Source organism: Staphylococcus sp. MSU001 (assembly GCF_052976705.1).
On record NZ_JBRIKK010000005.1, the window covers coordinates 105,010 to 123,318 of the forward strand.

The 18,309-nt window shown below is 30.5% G+C and carries 21 protein-coding genes and 1 riboswitch; of the genes, 8 read left to right on the forward strand and 13 right to left on the reverse strand.

Going from position 1 to position 18,309, the window contains the following annotated elements:
* Window positions 1-184: 184 nt before the first annotated feature.
* Window positions 185-1,399, reverse strand: a complete 1,215-nt coding sequence (locus tag ACVBFA_RS03720) for an MDR family MFS transporter (RefSeq protein ID WP_002474989.1) — start codon at window positions 1,397-1,399, stop codon at window positions 185-187.
* 106 nt (window positions 1,400-1,505) lie between these two features.
* Here ACVBFA_RS03720 and ACVBFA_RS03725 point away from each other — a divergent pair, with 106 nt between their 5' ends.
* Together ACVBFA_RS03725 and ACVBFA_RS03730 are read left to right on the forward strand one after the other, a co-directional pair.
* Window positions 1,506-2,459 (forward strand): TIGR01212 family radical SAM protein, encoded by a 954-nt coding sequence (locus tag ACVBFA_RS03725; protein WP_001830802.1) that lies wholly within the window; start codon window positions 1,506-1,508, stop codon window positions 2,457-2,459.
* On the forward strand, window positions 2,456-3,019 hold the full coding sequence (locus tag ACVBFA_RS03730) for a class I SAM-dependent methyltransferase (protein ID WP_046044301.1): 564 nt from the start codon (window positions 2,456-2,458) through the stop codon (window positions 3,017-3,019). The genes ACVBFA_RS03725 and ACVBFA_RS03730 overlap by 4 nt, the downstream gene beginning before the upstream one ends.
* Before the next feature lie 265 nt (window positions 3,020-3,284).
* Here ACVBFA_RS03730 and ACVBFA_RS03735 read toward each other — a convergent pair whose 3' ends face one another.
* Window positions 3,285-3,686 (reverse strand): SarA family transcriptional regulator, encoded by a 402-nt coding sequence (locus tag ACVBFA_RS03735; RefSeq protein ID WP_002457854.1) that lies wholly within the window; start codon window positions 3,684-3,686, stop codon window positions 3,285-3,287.
* A gap of 490 nt (window positions 3,687-4,176) precedes the next feature.
* Window positions 4,177-5,004: an alpha/beta fold hydrolase gene (locus tag ACVBFA_RS03740; protein ID WP_002446716.1), complete on the reverse strand. Its 828-nt coding sequence runs from the start codon at window positions 5,002-5,004 to the stop codon at window positions 4,177-4,179.
* Between the two features lie 242 nt (window positions 5,005-5,246).
* Here ACVBFA_RS03740 and ACVBFA_RS03745 point away from each other — a divergent pair, with 242 nt between their 5' ends.
* Window positions 5,247-6,248 carry a proline dehydrogenase family protein gene (locus ACVBFA_RS03745; protein WP_126122350.1) on the forward strand — a complete coding sequence of 334 codons (1,002 nt, stop codon included), beginning with the start codon at window positions 5,247-5,249 and terminating at the stop codon, window positions 6,246-6,248.
* Window positions 6,249-6,289: 41 nt separating this feature from the next.
* Here ACVBFA_RS03745 and ribH read toward each other — a convergent pair whose 3' ends face one another.
* From ribH to ACVBFA_RS03780, 7 genes are all read right to left on the reverse strand, one after another.
* On the reverse strand, window positions 6,290-6,751 hold the full coding sequence (gene ribH / locus ACVBFA_RS03750; RefSeq protein ID WP_002446718.1) for a 6,7-dimethyl-8-ribityllumazine synthase: 462 nt from the start codon (window positions 6,749-6,751) through the stop codon (window positions 6,290-6,292).
* A gap of 12 nt (window positions 6,752-6,763) precedes the next feature.
* Window positions 6,764-7,945, reverse strand: coding sequence for a bifunctional 3,4-dihydroxy-2-butanone-4-phosphate synthase/GTP cyclohydrolase II (locus ACVBFA_RS03755; RefSeq protein ID WP_002487544.1), 1,182 nt, complete (start codon window positions 7,943-7,945; stop codon window positions 6,764-6,766).
* A 12-nt stretch (window positions 7,946-7,957) separates the two neighbouring features.
* Window positions 7,958-8,590, reverse strand: coding sequence for a riboflavin synthase (locus ACVBFA_RS03760; protein WP_002457857.1), 633 nt, complete (start codon window positions 8,588-8,590; stop codon window positions 7,958-7,960).
* Window positions 8,591-8,596: 6 nt separating this feature from the next.
* Window positions 8,597-9,640 carry a bifunctional diaminohydroxyphosphoribosylaminopyrimidine deaminase/5-amino-6-(5-phosphoribosylamino)uracil reductase RibD gene (gene ribD, locus ACVBFA_RS03765; RefSeq protein WP_002487547.1) on the reverse strand — a complete coding sequence of 348 codons (1,044 nt, stop codon included), beginning with the start codon at window positions 9,638-9,640 and terminating at the stop codon, window positions 8,597-8,599.
* A 149-nt stretch (window positions 9,641-9,789) separates the two neighbouring features.
* Window positions 9,790-9,930: riboswitch (FMN riboswitch) on the reverse strand.
* Window positions 9,931-10,078: 148 nt separating this feature from the next.
* The gene (locus tag ACVBFA_RS03770; RefSeq protein WP_164539685.1) at window positions 10,079-11,563 is read right to left on the reverse strand and encodes an FAD/NAD(P)-binding protein; all 1,485 of its coding nucleotides are present in this window, start codon (window positions 11,561-11,563) and stop codon (window positions 10,079-10,081) included.
* A 348-nt stretch (window positions 11,564-11,911) separates the two neighbouring features.
* Complete coding sequence (locus tag ACVBFA_RS03775; RefSeq protein WP_001830727.1) at window positions 11,912-12,763, reverse strand: N-acetylglucosaminidase; 852 nt, start codon at window positions 12,761-12,763, stop codon at window positions 11,912-11,914.
* 374 nt (window positions 12,764-13,137) lie between these two features.
* Window positions 13,138-13,353 carry a hypothetical protein gene (locus ACVBFA_RS03780; protein ID WP_002456441.1) on the reverse strand — a complete coding sequence of 72 codons (216 nt, stop codon included), beginning with the start codon at window positions 13,351-13,353 and terminating at the stop codon, window positions 13,138-13,140.
* A gap of 206 nt (window positions 13,354-13,559) precedes the next feature.
* Here ACVBFA_RS03780 and ACVBFA_RS03785 point away from each other — a divergent pair, with 206 nt between their 5' ends.
* Window positions 13,560-14,039 (forward strand): sigma-70 family RNA polymerase sigma factor, encoded by a 480-nt coding sequence (locus ACVBFA_RS03785; RefSeq protein ID WP_126122638.1) that lies wholly within the window; start codon window positions 13,560-13,562, stop codon window positions 14,037-14,039.
* A gap of 5 nt (window positions 14,040-14,044) precedes the next feature.
* Window positions 14,045-14,488, forward strand: a complete 444-nt coding sequence (locus ACVBFA_RS03790; protein ID WP_002457860.1) for a competence protein ComK — start codon at window positions 14,045-14,047, stop codon at window positions 14,486-14,488.
* On the opposite strand, the gene ACVBFA_RS03795 is transcribed toward ACVBFA_RS03790, so the two are convergent.
* Window positions 14,475-14,918 (reverse strand): hypothetical protein, encoded by a 444-nt coding sequence (locus ACVBFA_RS03795; RefSeq protein ID WP_002446726.1) that lies wholly within the window; start codon window positions 14,916-14,918, stop codon window positions 14,475-14,477. The genes ACVBFA_RS03790 and ACVBFA_RS03795 overlap by 14 nt on opposite strands.
* A 139-nt stretch (window positions 14,919-15,057) precedes the next feature.
* On the reverse strand, window positions 15,058-15,771 hold the full coding sequence (locus ACVBFA_RS03800) for a transaldolase (RefSeq protein WP_002487553.1): 714 nt from the start codon (window positions 15,769-15,771) through the stop codon (window positions 15,058-15,060).
* Window positions 15,772-16,047: 276 nt separating this feature from the next.
* Between ACVBFA_RS03800 and ACVBFA_RS03805 the strand changes: the two genes are divergently transcribed.
* The 3 genes from ACVBFA_RS03805 to ACVBFA_RS03815 are packed head-to-tail and all read left to right on the forward strand — an operon-like array spanning window position 16,048 to window position 17,108.
* A complete protein-coding gene (locus tag ACVBFA_RS03805) occupies window positions 16,048-16,356 on the forward strand; it encodes a hypothetical protein (protein ID WP_002487559.1) in 309 nt (102 codons plus the stop codon).
* A gap of 36 nt (window positions 16,357-16,392) precedes the next feature.
* A complete protein-coding gene (gene crcB / locus ACVBFA_RS03810) occupies window positions 16,393-16,758 on the forward strand; it encodes a fluoride efflux transporter CrcB (protein ID WP_002491766.1) in 366 nt (121 codons plus the stop codon).
* Window positions 16,755-17,108, forward strand: coding sequence for a fluoride efflux transporter FluC (locus tag ACVBFA_RS03815; RefSeq protein WP_002491828.1), 354 nt, complete (start codon window positions 16,755-16,757; stop codon window positions 17,106-17,108). The genes crcB and ACVBFA_RS03815 overlap by 4 nt, the downstream gene beginning before the upstream one ends.
* Before the next feature lie 248 nt (window positions 17,109-17,356).
* Here the strand turns inward: ACVBFA_RS03815 and ACVBFA_RS03820 are convergent, their stop codons facing one another.
* Window positions 17,357-18,193, reverse strand: a complete 837-nt coding sequence (locus ACVBFA_RS03820; RefSeq protein WP_002446731.1) for an aldo/keto reductase — start codon at window positions 18,191-18,193, stop codon at window positions 17,357-17,359.
* Window positions 18,194-18,309 lie beyond the last annotated feature (116 nt).

The following is an 18,309-nucleotide window of genomic DNA, read 5'->3' on the forward strand; positions in this document are numbered from 1 at the left end:
TTTTAATAGTAAGAGATGTCTAATTAAATGTCGTTTATGTTAATAAGTCATTTAGTCCTTAACACTAGTTCTCACCAACACTAGCTCTCTGTAGAAAAGCCTCTAAATGCTTAATACTATACGTGTTTAATATTATTGTATATGGTCAATGAATGCAAGTAGTTAATTAAACATCATTACATTATTAAACACCATTCTGATTTCGTCGTCCTCTTGATTGATGTTGATTTTTAAAATTCTTAGGCAACACTTTATCATAGAAACTTAAAAATAACAGTGCAAAACTTAATAATATAATCATCCCAATAAACATCATACTCATATTAAATGTATCTACAAGTATACCGCCAATAAAAGGTCCAAATGCTTTTCCCACTGTAGATGCTGAATTAACAAATCCTTGGTATTGACCTTGCTTTCCAACTGGTGCAAGTTGATTTGCTATAGTTGGTACTGCAGGCCAAACAAACATTTCTCCAAATGTTAAAATGACCATGCCAACTACAAATATTGCAAAGTGATTTGCAAAACTCGTTACTAGGAAAGAACTCATAAAAATAAAAATACCTACAAACATCTGATGCTTTAAATTACCTTTTAATAAGATGATAATTGGTCTTATTAACGGTTGAGCTACTAAAATCATTATTCCATTGATTGTCCATAATACACTATATTGAGACATTGAAATATTAATTGATTGAGTGAATGAAGCTATCGTTGTTTCCCATTGAATATATGCAATCCAACAAATTGCAAACATTGCACATACTAGCATCATAGCAGTAAATCGTTTTTTATTTTCTTTGCTTTTTAAATCTATCGAATCTTGTGGTTTAAATTTAGCATTAATCTCTAAATTAAACTGTGTAATCGCCACGATGGCAAAAAGTACATACATAATGAGATTTGCCATAAAAATATAATTGAAACTAAATTCAGCCACAAAACCTCCTAATGCCGCACCTAAAGCAACTCCTATATTTTGTGCTAAGTATATAGCATTAAAAGTTTGTCTCCCTCCATTAGGCCAAACGGCACCTGCCATCGCATAAATAGCAGGAACTATCATTCCGCCACCAAATCCAAGTAGTACTAACCAAATTGCGTACCAAGGCCAGCCATGAAACAAATTGAGTAATGTTGTACTACATAAACAAGTAAATGTACCTATTAAAATCGTTTTGTAACCGCCAAGTTTATCAAACAAAGAACCACCTAACAAATTACCTACAACCATTCCAAATGAATTAATCATCAAAACGATACCTGCAATTGTTAAACTCTTATGAAGTTCTTCCTTCATGAAAATTGTATTTAAAGGCCACAAAAAACTGGCGCCAGTTATATTAAGTGCCATACCTATAACTAGCCACCAAACTGATTTAGGTATATTCATATCATGAGTCCCTCTCTTTATATTTTTCTCAATCTACAATAGACACTATAACACTAAAATATGTTAAAATCTGTACTTAGAACTTAAATAGAAAGGAAAATGTATTATGGGTAACTATTTCCCGTATGCCTTTGAAGATAAACGCTATCACACATGGAACTATCATTTAAAAAACAAGTTTGGTCAAAAAATATTTAAAGTCGCTTTAGATGGAGGATTTGATTGCCCAAATAGAGATGGTACTGTAGCTCATGGAGGTTGCACATTTTGTTCTGCAGCAGGAAGCGGTGACTTTGCAGGTAATAGAGCTGAACCAATTGAAGTTCAATTCAAAAAAATAAAAGAACGAATGCATGAAAAATGGAGTGAAGGTCAATATATTGCATACTTTCAGGCGTTTACAAATACGCATGCACCTGTAGAAGTATTAAAAGAAAAATATGAACCTGTATTAAAAGAAGATGGCGTCGTTGGTTTATCAATCGCGACAAGACCTGATTGTTTGCCTGATGATGTTGTAGAATATTTAGCTGAACTTAATCAGCGCACTTACTTATGGGTAGAATTGGGCTTACAAACTGTGCATCAGTCCACTTCCGATTTAATAAATCGTGCTCATGATATGCAAACATACTATGACGGCGTAACAAAATTACGCAAGCATAATATAAATGTTTGTACACACATAATCAACGGCTTACCAGGTGAAAATTATGACATGATGATGGAGACTGCTAAAGAAGTCGCTCAGATGGACGTTCAAGGTATTAAAATTCATTTATTACACTTGCTAAAAGGAACGCCTATGGTTAAACAATATGAAAAAGGTATGCTCGAGTTTATGAGTCAACAAGATTATACTAATCTTGTTTGCGATCAACTTGAAGTATTACCCCCAGAAATGATTGTGCACAGAATCACTGGAGATGGACCTATAGATCTAATGGTTGGACCAATGTGGAGTGTTAATAAATGGGAAGTATTAAATGAAATTGATAATGAGCTTGCTAGACGAAACTCCTATCAAGGTAAAATGAACAAGCAGAGTATACAATCATGAAACTAGAACGTATTTTACCCTTCGCTAAATCGTTAATTGATTCTCATATTAATCATAATAGTATTGTAATTGATGCAACATGTGGTAATGGGAATGATACTGCTTATTTTGCTCAACATGTTCCAAATGGATTTGTCTATGGATTCGATATACAAGAACAAGCAATTTTGAATACGCACAAAAAAATAAAAGATTATTCGAATGTAAAATTAATCCAATCTGGTCATGAAAATGCTAAATTGCACATTCCTGCCCAATATCATGGCCACATAGATGCTGCTATTTTTAATTTAGGTTATTTACCGAAAGGTAACAAAGAAATTGTCACTAAACCTGAAACAACAATTATGGCTATTAATGAAATCTTTGATATCTTAAGTATTGAAGGAATTATTATATTAGTTATATATCACGGTCATGAAGAAGGTAAAGTAGAAAAAGAAGCACTACTTGAATTTTTACAAAACTTTGATCAAAATAAAGCTCATATATTGCAATATCAATTCATAAATCAAAAGAATAACGCTCCTTTTATCTGTGCTATTGAAAGGCGTAATTAAAAAGTTGTACATGTATATTTTCAATTCAGTCATAGAATACGTGCACATAAAAAGAACCTGAGACAAGCAAACATTTTGTCCCAGGTTCTTTTTTAATTATAAATTTCATCATGAAGTATACCTTACTTTTAATTGCTATTAAGTTTACTGATTATCATAATTTTGAACACATTCTTTAATACATAGTTCAACAAATAATTCTCATAAGTGTACTCATGCTTTAAATAAAATAATTTATTCAATTAAAGATTTAAAGCGCGTTAAATTAAACCGCTAAAATAGATTGTAAACTAGATTGCATTGGTTCAGACTTGATTTTAATTGAGTCATCAATAAACTCTAACAAATCTTCTTTTTTTGAATTTTGCTTGTCATTAAAATGAATAATAACTGTACGTTCATCATCTTGAGGTCTTTCTTTGTAAATCCACTCAAGATTAACTAAATTATTATAAGTACGTGTACGTTTATACGGCTTAATATGAACATATTTATCCATTTCCTTTAAAGTCATTGAGCCTTTTTCTAAAAGTGTAAGTAAAATCAAAATTTCCTCTTTAGACATTCCATATTCTTCTTTGATTGTATTAAAAATTGAATCAATCTCTTTGAATAATGTCTCTAATTGTAAAATACCATAAACCCTGTTCTTTTCACTATTAGCCAAAATTAACATCTCCCAAATAAAAAATTGTGAATTCTATAAACTAACTTAACCATTTCCCCCAAATTTAATTTTACAAATGGTAAAGTTATTAAACTTTAGAATTATACCCTTTTATTTCAATGATTGAGCTACTTAAAATCAACTTTATCCGTAAAAAGATTTAAAAATGAGATTTAAAACAAATCTTAAATCTAGTGCAACTCAAATTCTAACCCAAAAACTTAGTGTTAATACATAATAAAATTAAATTAATTATATAATCAAAATATATCAATTCTACATTTAAAACGCAATAATTTTGGCAAAACTTTCTATACAAATTGTTAAATATATTTTTTATTAAACCAAACTAAATATATCATTAAGAATTATAAGAGCCCGTAGATGTTTAGGATCTACGGACTCATTACTATAGTCCCGGTATAAAACCGAGTTACTTATTCACATTATAGAATCGTATACAAATTGATAACATTTTTCTTTCGCTCACTTAAATGTCTTCAATTTCCTCTTCATTTACTATAAAACCCATAGTATTTACACTATTATTTAAAAATGATAGAACATATCTCATCACCAAATCGCGTTCAGGTTCATTATGTATTTCATGATATAATCCATCCCAAACTTTAAAGTACATCTCTTTCGACTTTAATTTATCTTTCATTTCATTAATAGATTGAGTTTCTAAAATTTTGTCTTTGGTACCATACATTATCAATGCTGAAATAGGTTTAATATCTCTGATATGATCCATTGTTTCTTTCATCTTTTCATTTATAAGGTTATACCAACTATATGTTACCTTTTTAAGCATTAGCCCATCATTTGCTGTTTCTTCAATAATTTCATCATTACGTGTTAAATCATGAGGGGTTATACCAACTTTAAATCTAGTATCTTTAGAAATTTTACCAACATTAGAAATCAATTTGTTTTTTCGCCCTTTATAGTCTTTCTTTAGTTCTAACATAGGTGAAAATAATAATATACCCTCAATAGGTAATTCTGTTTTCTCAAGCAGATTTAAAATGATGAGACCACCTAATCCCACACCTAAAACAAATGTTGGAATTTTATATTCATTAGCTATTTTTATCCACTCTAATATATTCTCATGGTACGTATTAAAATCATCTATTTGTCCCTTTTGAGCTCGTGAAGTTTGCCCTTGTCCTGGTAAATCGCCCATGATAACGTGATAACCATTTCTTCTTAACATCGTGATAACATATGCATATCTACCTGTATGTTCTAATATATTATGAGCAATGACAACAACGCCTTTTGCGTCATTTTCTGTTTCCCACTTCCACATTTTCTAATTGCCCCTTTTTATATGTTCTTTATTAATATAATTATAGCAAATCAAACATATTGAATGCTATTTTAAGTGAAATTTGATAGATATTTAAGTGTTTTCTTTAACTCTTCCAATATATCCTAAAGTATAATTACTCTTTAAGTGTGCAAACTCTTTATGTAAACGCTTTCTTAATGTTAATTTTCATGATACACTATTTAAAAATATCATAGTTTAGTATAACGGAGGTATTGCATATGTCCTTATTTAAAGATTTTTTCATTGCGTTATCTAATCATACATATCTTAATAAAATAGCTAAAAAAATGGGACCTCAAATGGGAGCAAATCGTGTAGTCGCAGGAAATACGATTCATCAATTAATTGAGACCATACAATATTTAAATGATTATAATATTTCAGTTACTGTCGACTCATTGGGTGAATTTGTTAGTACTAGAGAAGAAAGTATTAAAGCTAAAGAAGAGATTTTAGAAATTATTGATGCAATCTATAACAATAATGTTAAGGCACATATGTCAGTTAAAATTAGCCAACTTGGAAGTGAATTTGATTTAAATCTTGCTTATGAAAATATGAGAGAAATTTTACTTAAAGCTGATAAGAATGGAAAGATGCACATTAATATTGATACAGAGAAGTACGATAGTCTTTCTAAAATTCAACATATTATTGATAGATTGAAAGGTGAATTTAAAAATGTGGGTACAGTCATTCAAGCCTATCTGTATGAAGCCGATGATTTAATTGATAAATATCCTGAATTACGTTTGAGACTAGTGAAAGGTGCTTATAAGGAAGATGCATCAATCGCTTATCAATCGAAAGAAGAAATTGACGCAAATTATATTAGAATTATTAAAAAACGACTACTAAATTCAAAGAACTTTACATCTGTAGCTACACATGACAATGAAATTATCAACCAAATCAAACAATTTATGAAAGAAAATCATATTAGCAAAGATAAAATGGAATTTCAAATGTTGTACGGTTTCCGCACGGAATTAGCACAAAAAATAGCTAATGAAGGTTATTTATTTACAGTTTATGTACCATACGGTAATGATTGGTTTGCGTACTTTATGAGAAGACTAGCAGAACGCCCTCAAAACTTGTCATTAGCTATAAAAGAATTTACTAAACCCAAAATCTTAAAAAAGATAACTTTGGGTATCGGTATATTTGCAACTTTATTGACGTCTCTTATCCTTGGCATTAAAAGACATAAAAAATAAAGGCATGAAGTATTTTGATATCTACTTCATGCCTTTATTTTTTAATTGATTTGCTTAATTAGATTAGCCATTTCGATTGCACTAACTGCTGCTTCTGAACCTTTATTTCCAGCTTTAGTACCAGCTCTTTCTACTGCTTGCTCAATACTTTCAGTTGTTAGAACTCCAAAAATCACTGGAGTATCTGAAATATCATTTGCTTTAGAAACACCTTTAGCTACTTCATTACATACATAGTCATAATGTGAAGTTGCGCCTCTAATCACACATCCTAATGTAATCACAGCATCATATTCACCTTTTTGAGCTAATTTTTTTGCAACAAGTGGTATTTCAAATGCACCAGGCACATAAGCTACATCAATATTAGTATCTACTACTTCATGACGAATGAGTGTATCTTTAGCCCCTTCAAGTAAACGTGTAGTAATAAAATCATTAAATCTACTAACAACAATCGCAATTTTTAAATCCTTACCAACTAATTTACCTTCAAAATTCATTTTCGAGTCCTCCTATATTAAATGTCCCATTTTATTTTTTTTAGTTTCCATATAACTATGGTTATGTTGCGTTTCTGGTACGATAAGTTCAATTCTATCTACGATCTCAATGCCGTAATCTTTTAAACCTTCAAATTTTTTAGGATTATTGCTGAGCAAGTTAATTTTACTTAAACCAAAATACTTTAATATTTCAGCTGCAACATGATAATCCCTCAAATCCTCATCAAAACCAAGAGCAAGATTTGCAGTAACTGTATCATAGCCTTTTTCTATTAACTCATATGCGCGCAACTTATTCATTAACCCTATTCCTCTACCTTCTTGAGGTAAATAAATAATCATTCCACCATGTTCTTCAATATATTTCATTGACGCTTCAAGTTGCGCCCCGCAATCACATCTTTGACTATGAAAAATATCCCCAGTCAGACAAGCAGAATGCATACGTACATTAGGATTGCTTTTTAAATCTCCTTTAACAATAGCAACGATTTCTTCTTCGCTATAATCCGTTGTAAATCCATACATATCAAAATGACCAAAATCTGTTGGCATCTTGACCTTTGCCTTGAGATTAACATTAAGTTCAACAGCCTTACGAAAGGCAACCAAACTTTTTATAGTAATCATTTTTAAATGGTGACGTTCTTTAAAGGACTGGAGATCTTCACCCTTAGCCATTGTTCCATCATCATTCATAATTTCGCAGATTACGCCAGCTGGTTGTGCTCCTGTTAAACGTGCCAAATCTACGGCAGCTTCAGTATGACCATTACGTGTTAACACACCATTTTCTTTTGCTATAAGTGGAAATAAGTGCCCCGGACGATGAAAATCTTCAGGATTAGTCTTTTCATCTATGAGTGCTCTAGCCGTTTGTGTACGTTCATGTGCACTGATTCCTGTAGTAGTTTTATAATGATCAACACTTACAGTAAAATGTGTGCCATAAATATCTGTGTTATTTTGCTCCATAGATTGTAGTTTTAATCTTTCAGCTATAGATCTATCAATTGGTGCACAAATCAGACCACGACCCTCTTTAGCCATAAAATTAATGGTATTATCATCCATCCATTCCGTAACAGCTACAAGATCTCCTTCATTTTCTCTATCTTCATCGTCAACTACAATAATGCTCTCTCCATTTCTTAAAGCCTCTATAGCCAACTCAATTGTATCGAATTGCATGTGATATTCCTCCTAAAAACCAAATGCTCTAAGCTTCTCTTCCGTTATCTGCGATTGATTTTGATTCATGATGTTTTCAACATATTTGAATAGTACGTCAGACTCCAAATGCACTTTGTCGCCCACTTTTTTAGATGAAAGAATAGTAGATCGACGTGTCTCTGGTATAAGATGTATATCAAAAGTATGATCATGTAAATCAAATACAGTAAGACTAACTCCGTCTACAGTTATAGAACCTTGCTTGACCATTTGATTCAAAATATTTTTAGTTGTTTTAATAGAAATAATTCTTGAGTTAGCAGTTTCATTGATTTTAGAAATTGTTCCAAGCTCATCAACATGACCTAACACGAAATGTCCACCAAATCTCCCACTTCCACTCATGGCTCTTTCGAGATTAACTTCTGTATTACGTTGAACATTTCCAAGATATGTTTTGTTTTCAGTCCCTTTGATGACTTGAACTGAAAAACTTGAATCAGTGAAATCTATCACAGTTAAACATGCACCGTTAACACTTATTGAATCACCAATATGCATATCAACTAAAATGTTTTGTGCTTTAATTTCAAGCGTTCTTACTGATTGCTCAGAGCGAACTTGTTGTACAGTACCTATTTCTTCAATGATACCTGTAAACATAGACATTCACTTCTTTCGTAATTTCAATTTTAAATTTTGATTAATTAACTTGGAATCAACAATTTCAAATTGAGTTGCTTCAGGCAAATCAATCACTTCGTCAGTCTTATAAAATTGATGTTTGCCAGAACCACCAATTAATTTCGGGGCTATATATAAAATGAGTTCATTTAGATGTTTGGATTGGAGAAATTGCGAAGTAATATTTGGGCCTGCCTCGACTAGCAGTTTCCCAATACCTCTTTGATATAAGTCTTGTAATATTGTCGTTGTATCACAATTACTTATATTTATTATTTTAATAAAACTTTTATCTGTTTTTAATTTTTCATTTTCAGTGTAAATCCATATCTCCGATGCAGTATCTTTAAATATTTGTTGATTAAAATCGAGTTGTCCTGTCTTAGAGAGAATAACACGAATCGGATGTTTTCCATCAGGAACCCTGGTTGTATACAATGGATTGTCTGCTTCAATGGTTCTACGCCCAGTAATAACTGCATCATGCTCATGTCTTAATTGATAAACATCTTCTTTAACTTCTTTGTTTGTTATCCACTTACTTTCATTAAAGTCTGTTGCTTGTTTACCATCTAAACTAGATGAGACCTTTACAGTTACTTCCGGAACTTCGTTTCTTTTAGCAGTAAAAAAGTCACGGTATAGTGTAGCTGCATTTTCATTATATTGAAATTCAACCTCTATACCAGCTTCTCTCAGAATCTCGTCACCCTTGCTTACTAAAGTAGTATCTTTAACAGCATAGATGACCTTTGATATGCCCGCTTCAATAATTTTATCCACACAAGGTGGCGTTGAACCATGGTGTGTGCATGGTTCTAATGAAACGTATATGGTAGCACCTTGGGCTTTTAAACCTGCCATTTCAATAGCTTGTACTTCAGCATGTTTATCTCCCTTTTTTAAATGTGCACCTAAACCTACAATCCTACCATTTTTAACAACAACGGATCCTACTGGAGGATTAACACCTGTTTGTCCATTTACCATTTTTGCTAGTTGAATAGCATCATCCATAAATCTACTCAATTGATCACCTCAAAAAAAACCTTATACCTATACTGTAGGCATAAGGAGATATCTATATCTTTAAATAAGCCTATTGGCATACTTAAAATTGCACGTAAGTATACAATACGCTTATCATAACTACACGAATTTGTGTAAGTCGATAATTCATCTTCTTTCTCCCATCCAGACTCTAACTGTCGGCTCTAGATTCACACTAGATCAGCCACTAACATCAAAAAAACAATACTAGTGGGTCGCAGGCTTAATTTACTGCCGGTTGGGAATTTCACCCTGCCCCGAAAGAAATATATGAAATTGTTATGATTAATTGAGTCCAGTAGTTCTTCACTACATTTTAAATCTTACTATATTTAAATTTAAAATACAATTTTATAGCTTATTTTATTCAATGATTTTATGAAGATATATTAAACTCACAAACACGCTAAATGCATATTACTTATTTCGATTTTCCTGTGTTATATATAATTGAGATACTGTATCAACAACTTGATTAACAATCATCTTTACACCATTTCTAAGTTTATTGACACCGTTGGTCATTTGTCCAATTGCAATCACATTTTTTAAGGTCCCATATCTAGGACTTATGACTTGATTTGTTTCTGGGATAATTTGAATGCCACCCATAGGATGACGTTGGACAATTTGTCTATTTTCTAAGTTTAAAATTAATTGATCATCCTCATCTAATTGAGAAAGATGTGTTTTAGAACCTGTAGCATTAATAACAATGTCAAACAACTCATAATTTTGCGTGGTGTCGTTATACTTTAACATAAATTGCTCATTTTTATGAACTATGTCTTCTAGTCCCTTTTTAATGACAAGTTCATTATTCTGTATTAACTTAATTAGTAAACGAGCCGTTCTAGGAGGCATTGGATTAGAATTTAATTGAATGATTTTAGTGTACTTACGATTAAAAGTTTCTTGATCTTTAACGCTCAAACTATTCCAAATCCAGTTTAAATTTTCTTTTAAATGTTCAATGATACTTTGGAATATCCCTATTTCTTCTTCATGATTCAAATCATACTCCAAGTCTTTCACATGGTTTCCAGTTCTACGATAAATAAGTTTTTTAAAGTCTATTCCATAATCTTCACATTCTTTTAAAAATAATGAAACTACCTTTTCTAATGGTACATTACCAAAGTGTTTTTTCATAATTCCATTAAATCGTGATTTAGTTAAATGCGTAAACTGAATTTTAGTCATTTTTCCTCTAACACTTGGCAATGCTGCGGAACGACTTGTCATAGTAATGGGTAAATATGGATGATGTGCAGCTACATATCTCACAGCATCTAAACTAGCCAACCCTGTTCCAATAATCACGATTCGATCTGAATCTTTAACATTATCAAGTGTATGATATGTAGGATAAGGCGTTTGGATATAGCCTTTAGTTCCCTTCAAATCATAAGGGTCATGGTAACTAAAAGTTCCAAAAGTTAAAAATAAATAATCATATTCACGCCATTCTTTTTCATCATCACATGTACATACATGATATTTTAAATCTGTGTCATCAACATCGGATTGTGTAAAAATTTCTTGTACTTTATCATTGATAATAGTTAAATTATCAAATTGGTCATTATAATAAGATAAATAAGACTTCATATAATGACCAAATACAAATCTAGGCAAATATTGAGGATTACTAAAATTGAATTCTGTCTGATTTTGATACCACTTCCAAAACTCTTGGTCATCATCAAGATTTAAGCTCATAGATTTTGATGGCATGTTAATAAGTAGTTCGCTACTATCATTTTGAAATGGAACACCTTGACCCATATTTCTATCATCATCATATACATCTACTTTTAATTGAGAAAAGTTTTCATGTTTAACGAGTTGGCGTAACACACTTACACCAGCTGTTCCCATACCTATTATTGCTACACGCATATCAATCATCCTTATGTATTTATTATTAGTAGTTACATTTTATTGTACACTTTTTCACTATATCTATATTACCTATTTGATTGCCTTTTAATCTTAAAATAGTATGCTAAAATTTTATTTGAGGTGAAGCTTATGAAATTTATAGTTAAAGTTTTAATTGCTTTTGCAGTTCTGTTTACAATACTATCGCGAAAAAACAAAGCTGAATAATTCAACATTTAATCCAATAAATTAAAAACACCACTATAAAACTATTGAAAGTTAACTATTGCTTAAATCTAAATTAATTTTAATTAGCACGATTAACTTCACAACTTTTATTAGTGGTGTTTAGTTTAACTATTTAATTTATTTTTGGTGTTTATCGTCATCTTTATAAACATATAATTTGAAGTATTTACCTTCTGTTTTCATGTTCTTGTAGAAATCTGCAATGATATTCGCGTTACTTTCAGCCCATTTTATATCAGTAGCATATTGGTGTTCACCCGGATTTTTAGGATTCCATCTCATACTATAAAGTGTATTTTGATCATCATGAGATAAGAAATGCTTATGAATAAAATCAGCGCCACCATATATAGCTTTTTGTGGTGTGTCCCATCCATGTTTTTTAGCATATTCGGCACCTGTTTTAATAGGGTCACTATCTAATGCACCAACACCATAGAAATTGTAATATTTTTTACCATCTATTTCTACACCATTAGCGAGTTCACTTTTAGCTGCGCCTGTTTCTAATAGAGCATGAGAAATAAGATATACTTCATTGACATGTTTAGACTTTGCGGCATTAATAAAATCATCTGTATGTTTTAGTAGTACTGGTCTATCAAACAACATACGTTTAATTCTATTTTTATCAATGCCTTGATACTTAGACAAATCTAAAAATTGATATTTTTGTTTATCATCATCTATGAATTTACTACTATCCATAGCTTCTTTAATTTCTGTACCAGACGCATCACGCCAAGCTGTATTAGCTTTGTTAGATACTTGTTGGCTCGTATAATTGTGTATTTGCTTTTTAGATGCTTTATCTAAAGTTTTATCTAATTTTTCAACCTTTTCAACTGGTTTGACATGTTTAAAAAATATTTGATCTGAAATCATTGAAAAGAAGATAAAACCTGTAACAACAAATACAATTAGCAAACCTATGATAGCTAATATTGAGCCTTTCTTGTGCTTAGTCATATTCACACCTCTTAGGTCATTGTTGTTAAACTAGTCATTCTATTACGATAATCAAGTTTAACATTATTCAAACACATTCACAATTTGAAACTTCTTTTGTTACAAATTCATAAATAAATGGTAATCAAATTGAAATTTAAATAAATAGGTTACACGATGCACATATTAAAAAAATAAGACAAGAATCGAAATTTTTTAATGCCAAATGAATGTTTTTATATACTGACAAAACTGAAAAATTCATTGATTATTAAACAGCAATATTACCTTTTGTTTTTATGGCAATTAGATTTAAATTTTAATTTGTTTAAACATTATAGTGTTGAATAGGTTTTATAAATCCAAATTTAGTCACTATGGTGACACTCTAAATATCAGTTCTTATAATTCATCATTATGAAACTTACAGCTTGTGATCTATTTTTATAATAGTATTGATTTAAATCGATAGTTCCTTCAATTTCACCTTCACGGTATTTCATCTCATTGGTGAAATTATTAATCATCACAAAATCAGATCGATCTCGAATGATATCCAAATCATCATTTCGTGCAAAAAAGTGCTCTAGATTTAAATGTGCGTAATCCATAAAAGTCCCTCCTCTTTATTCAAAAAGTATTTATGTTGAAAAGCCAAGTTAGCATGCAAATAAAACACTTATTTTACATATTAATAAAGTCTATGACTACTATTTAACACCTATTGCTTCAATTACGCAAATGATTATTTTCAAACAATAAGTTAACTTCTATTTATCCGGAAATCACTTTATGTACATAAATAGGAGTTAATTACATGTCATTTGAGGAATCATATAAAAAATACAATAATATCATACATTATTTGTTAAAAAGTTATCAAATCACTTATAATTATGATGAATTTTATCAACAAATGCTCATTAAAATGTGGCAACTTACACTCGATTTTGATGAACAACAATCTTCTTCTTTTAAATCTTATCTATTTATACGCTTAAAATTCTATCTTATAGATTTATTTAGACAAAAAGATACTACGCTTAATATATGTAGTATTGATACCCTTTCAGAACTTTCTCCGTCAATTTCAATCAACGAAATCGATTTATTTATTAAAGATATTTCACAAAAGTTACTTCCACGCGAACGAGATTGGTTAGCCTTATATTTACAAGGATACAAACAATATGAAATTTCCCAAATCTTAGATTTTTCACCTACAACGATTAAAAAAATAAAATCTAACACAATACGAAAACTACGTCGTTATTTAATTTTATCTACAAAGGATTGACATCTATGAAATGTATATCAACGCATTCACTTTTATATCTTCAAACTGCGTTTTCAACAAATGTTGAAACCTATATTCAGTATGAACATTACAATATTCATTTACCATGTTCACCTGAAAAAACATTACATTATTTATTGGAATTACATCAAAAATCTTATCATCATCAATGTATGTTATCTAAAAATATTTTAAACATAAAAAAACTCATACCTATATATATCAATGAGGAAACCATATTATTTCCAGTTACGCAAAAACGTGCATCGATTAAATATTTTATCAATGCACGCAATATTATAGGAATTCATTCTTCAATTCATACCACAAAGATAGTTTTTGAAAATGGTTCGACTATCGAAGTGAACATCCCCTATACCCTTGTAACAAAAAAGTGGCAAGAAAGTCTTACCGTAGGTCATATCATAGAGAAAACTACTTTTTATTAAATTTATATTCTAAAAGCTTTTTAGTGAATAAGGCAGTCGTATGTTTAATAGCATATAAACTAGCAATCATCATAACTATCGCAATAATCAAAACAGTTAACATAACAAAACCTGATAAATCAATACGTGGGTTGATATAGGCATGTACTATAGCTAAGCTGGTCACTAACCCTAAAATAAAGAGTCCGAGCAAAAATGCATAAGCTAAAACCATACAAATTAAAAGTACGAACACATGAGAAGTCGATTTTTTCTTATGATTAAATATAAATTTCTTTAAATATTCATTTGAAAATCTTATTGGCTTATTTGTGTCAACACTTTTATCCTGATCAACTGAGTCAATATATTTGTTAAGCGCATTTTTCTCTTTAGCATTTAAAAACCATAATTGCTTATTTACTCTTTTGATGAATTCATTTTTACTCATTTGATAGGTACCTCTCTTCAGAATTAGTCATATTTATCAATAGTAAATGAATTAAACTATTCTTTCAAATCTTCTTATATAACTAAAATAAAACAGCAATCTAGTGAAATATATTCACTAATTTGCTGTTTTTTTACATTTATAGAATTGACAAACCGGAACTTTGAATATCTTTGGCAAAACCTTTGACTGTATCTACTGAAAGTTCTCCTATATCACGGCCTAAATTATTATTAACTTTTTTTACAACATCAGCTGGGCAGGTAATAATATCAGCGCCAATTTCATCAGCTTGAATTACATTATATACTTCACGACAACTAGCCCATAATAATTGAACGCCTTCTTTACTATGAGTTACCTTAACGGCTTCTTTCATCAAAGGAAGTGGATCAATACCAGTATCTGCAATGCGTCCTGCAAATACTGACACATATGTTGGCACACCTTCAGTTACAGCGTCAGTAATTGCTTTTACTTGCTCTATAGTATAGACAGCCGTGACATTCAACCTTACCTGTTTCGATGATAAACTTTTAATTAATGGTAGTGTAGACTCACCGGTTGTTGTAACAATAGGAATTTTTACAAATACATTATCACCATATTGTTTTAAAATCTCAGCTTCTTTTTCCATAGTAGGTAAATCGTCAGCAAACACCTCAAAAGAAATTGATGCGTCGGGTATTTCACTAACCGCTTCCTCTGCAAAAGCTTTATAATCAGTTACACCTGCTTTAGCCATCAAGCTTGGATTCGTTGTAAAACCATCAACGAGTTGATTCTTATATGCTGATTTCATTTCTTCAATATCTGCACCATCCGCAAACACTTTAACATTTAATTTTGTCATGTCATTTCTCCTCCTTAACGTGAAAGATCAATACTATCAATTATATGTATAGAATTGGTTATTTGTATGTATATCAGACTAAAACTATGGATAGCGTTTTGTTATCACGTTTTAAATTTAAAAATTTTATAACTTATTTATAACATGACCTTGAAATGTAAGCGAATTATTTGCTTTAATTTTAAATATATTGTCTAAAATGGAATGAAAATTACTATGTTTAAGTTTAATAAATATGATAGTATATTGTAATAATGTTTATCTAGGAGGCAGTTTATGGCTCGGTCAAAAAAGTATTTTTATCTTAGTCTATTAATGATAATTTTAAGTTTTTTCTTTAATACCAATAATTCATTATTGAGTAATATATTTCAATCGTTTATGAAAATTGTTGTAGTTACGAGTATCGTTAATATTATAATACTTATTTTATCGATTATTTTTGCCGATAAATCTATAAAATATGCTAAGGAAAGTTCAGATTGGATTAGATTTGCAAGCAAAATTTTACCATTGATTATTTTAATCACTATTATTATCCATATTCTTTCATCTTTACATACTTTTGGTTACATTTTTAAATAAACAATCAACTCTTTTATATTTTGAGGTGAAATATAGATGCAATATCTATATATTTTTGTAGGCGGTGCTTTAGGTGCATTGATAAGATTCTGTTTATCAATGCTTAATGAAGGTTCAACCTTTCCGTTGGGAACATTTGTTGCCAATTTATTGGGTGCTTTTTTAATGGGCAGTATCGGCGCTTTAAGCGTTTCACTCTTTAAAACTCATCCAAACATAAAAAAAGGGCTTACCACTGGTTTACTTGGTGCGTTAACTACTTTTTCAACATTTCAATTTGAACTTATAACACTATTTAATCAACATCATTTTATACTGTTTACTGTATATGGTGTAACGAGTTATATTTTAGGAATACTAAGCTGTTTCCTCGGTGTCAAAATAGGAGGTAGATTTTCTTGATTACTATTTTGCTCGTTATGTTAGGTGGAGGAATCGGTGCTGTATTTAGAGCCCTAATCACAAATATATGCCAAAGCTTATTCAATAGTAAAATTCCTATTGGAACATCTATAGTAAATATTACAGGTAGCTTAATTATCGGGTTTATGATGGGGCACGCACTCGCTAGCCAGCATATGTTTCCTTTCTTTATTACAGGTGTTCTCGGAGGTTTAACTACTTTTTCAACATTATCATCTGAACTTGTTAATATGTTAAGCCCTCAATTTAAACCATTACGTTTTGTAGTTTATTCCTTATTACAATTTATTTTAGGTTTCATTGCTTGCTTCTATGGATATCATATCTAATATTAAAATAACTTTTACTTACGGTTATAGTAACGTATTTCATAGATTATGATTTCTATTTGTATCTTTAATTATCTTATTAATTTAGAAGCTCAACGAAACTAAATCCTTCTTAAGGTCCTCAAGCTATCATGACAACGAGAATAATTGTAGTTAAAAAATAAACATATTCTCAACTCAACGATGTTGTACCTATATATAATAATGGCTAAGACAATAGCATTTGTCTTAGCCATTTTACTATTGATTTACTTACCGTCAAATTCAAGAGGGTTAGGTCCAATTCTTTTATCTTGATTTAATTGATCGATTCTTTCCATTTGGTTGTCGCTTAATTCAAAATTCCATACGTCTAAATTTTCTTCTATGCGATGTGGTGTTACGGATTTAGGTATAACAACAACATCGTGCTGAATATTCCATCTTATTACAACTTGGGCTGGAGTTTTCCCTACTTCATTAGCTACTTCATTTATGACATCATCATGGAGAATTTGTGAATTCATTAATGGAGACCATGATTCCATTATAATATTTTGGGCTTCTAAATACTTTCGCAATTTATTTTGTGTTAAATAAGGATGAAATTCTACTTGGTTAATGACCGGTTTAATAGAAACTTGGGCAAGCAAAGCTTCAAAATGTTCTGGGGTAAAATTGCTCACACCAATATTTTTCACCTGATTTTGTTTATATAAGTCTTCCATACCTCTCCAACTATCAATCATTACCGCTTCATTTGTACCTGGCCAATGCATTAGATATAAATCTAAATAATCCAGTCCTAATTTTTCAACAGATTGGCGATAGGCTTCTTCCACATTTTGACGTCCAAAATCAGTTAGCCATAATTTAGAAGTTATAAATAAATCTTCACGGCTCAAACCAGTCGATTTTAATCCTTCCTTAATACCTTGACCTACCGTTTCTTCGTTACCATAAATCATTGCCGTATCTATACTTCTATAACCTTGTTCGATAGCATGTTTTACAGATTCTCTACATTCATCGCTATCTTTTACTCTATAAGTTCCGAGTCCTATTTTAGGCATTGTTCTTCCGTTATAAAATTGAACCGTCTCCATATGATCTCTCCTTTAATCATTGTAATTAAAAAATTTACTATTAATACATACCCTTTTTTTACTTTTTAAAAAAGTAATACTATCAAATCAAAAAAGCCTTCAAAACAATTAATTTG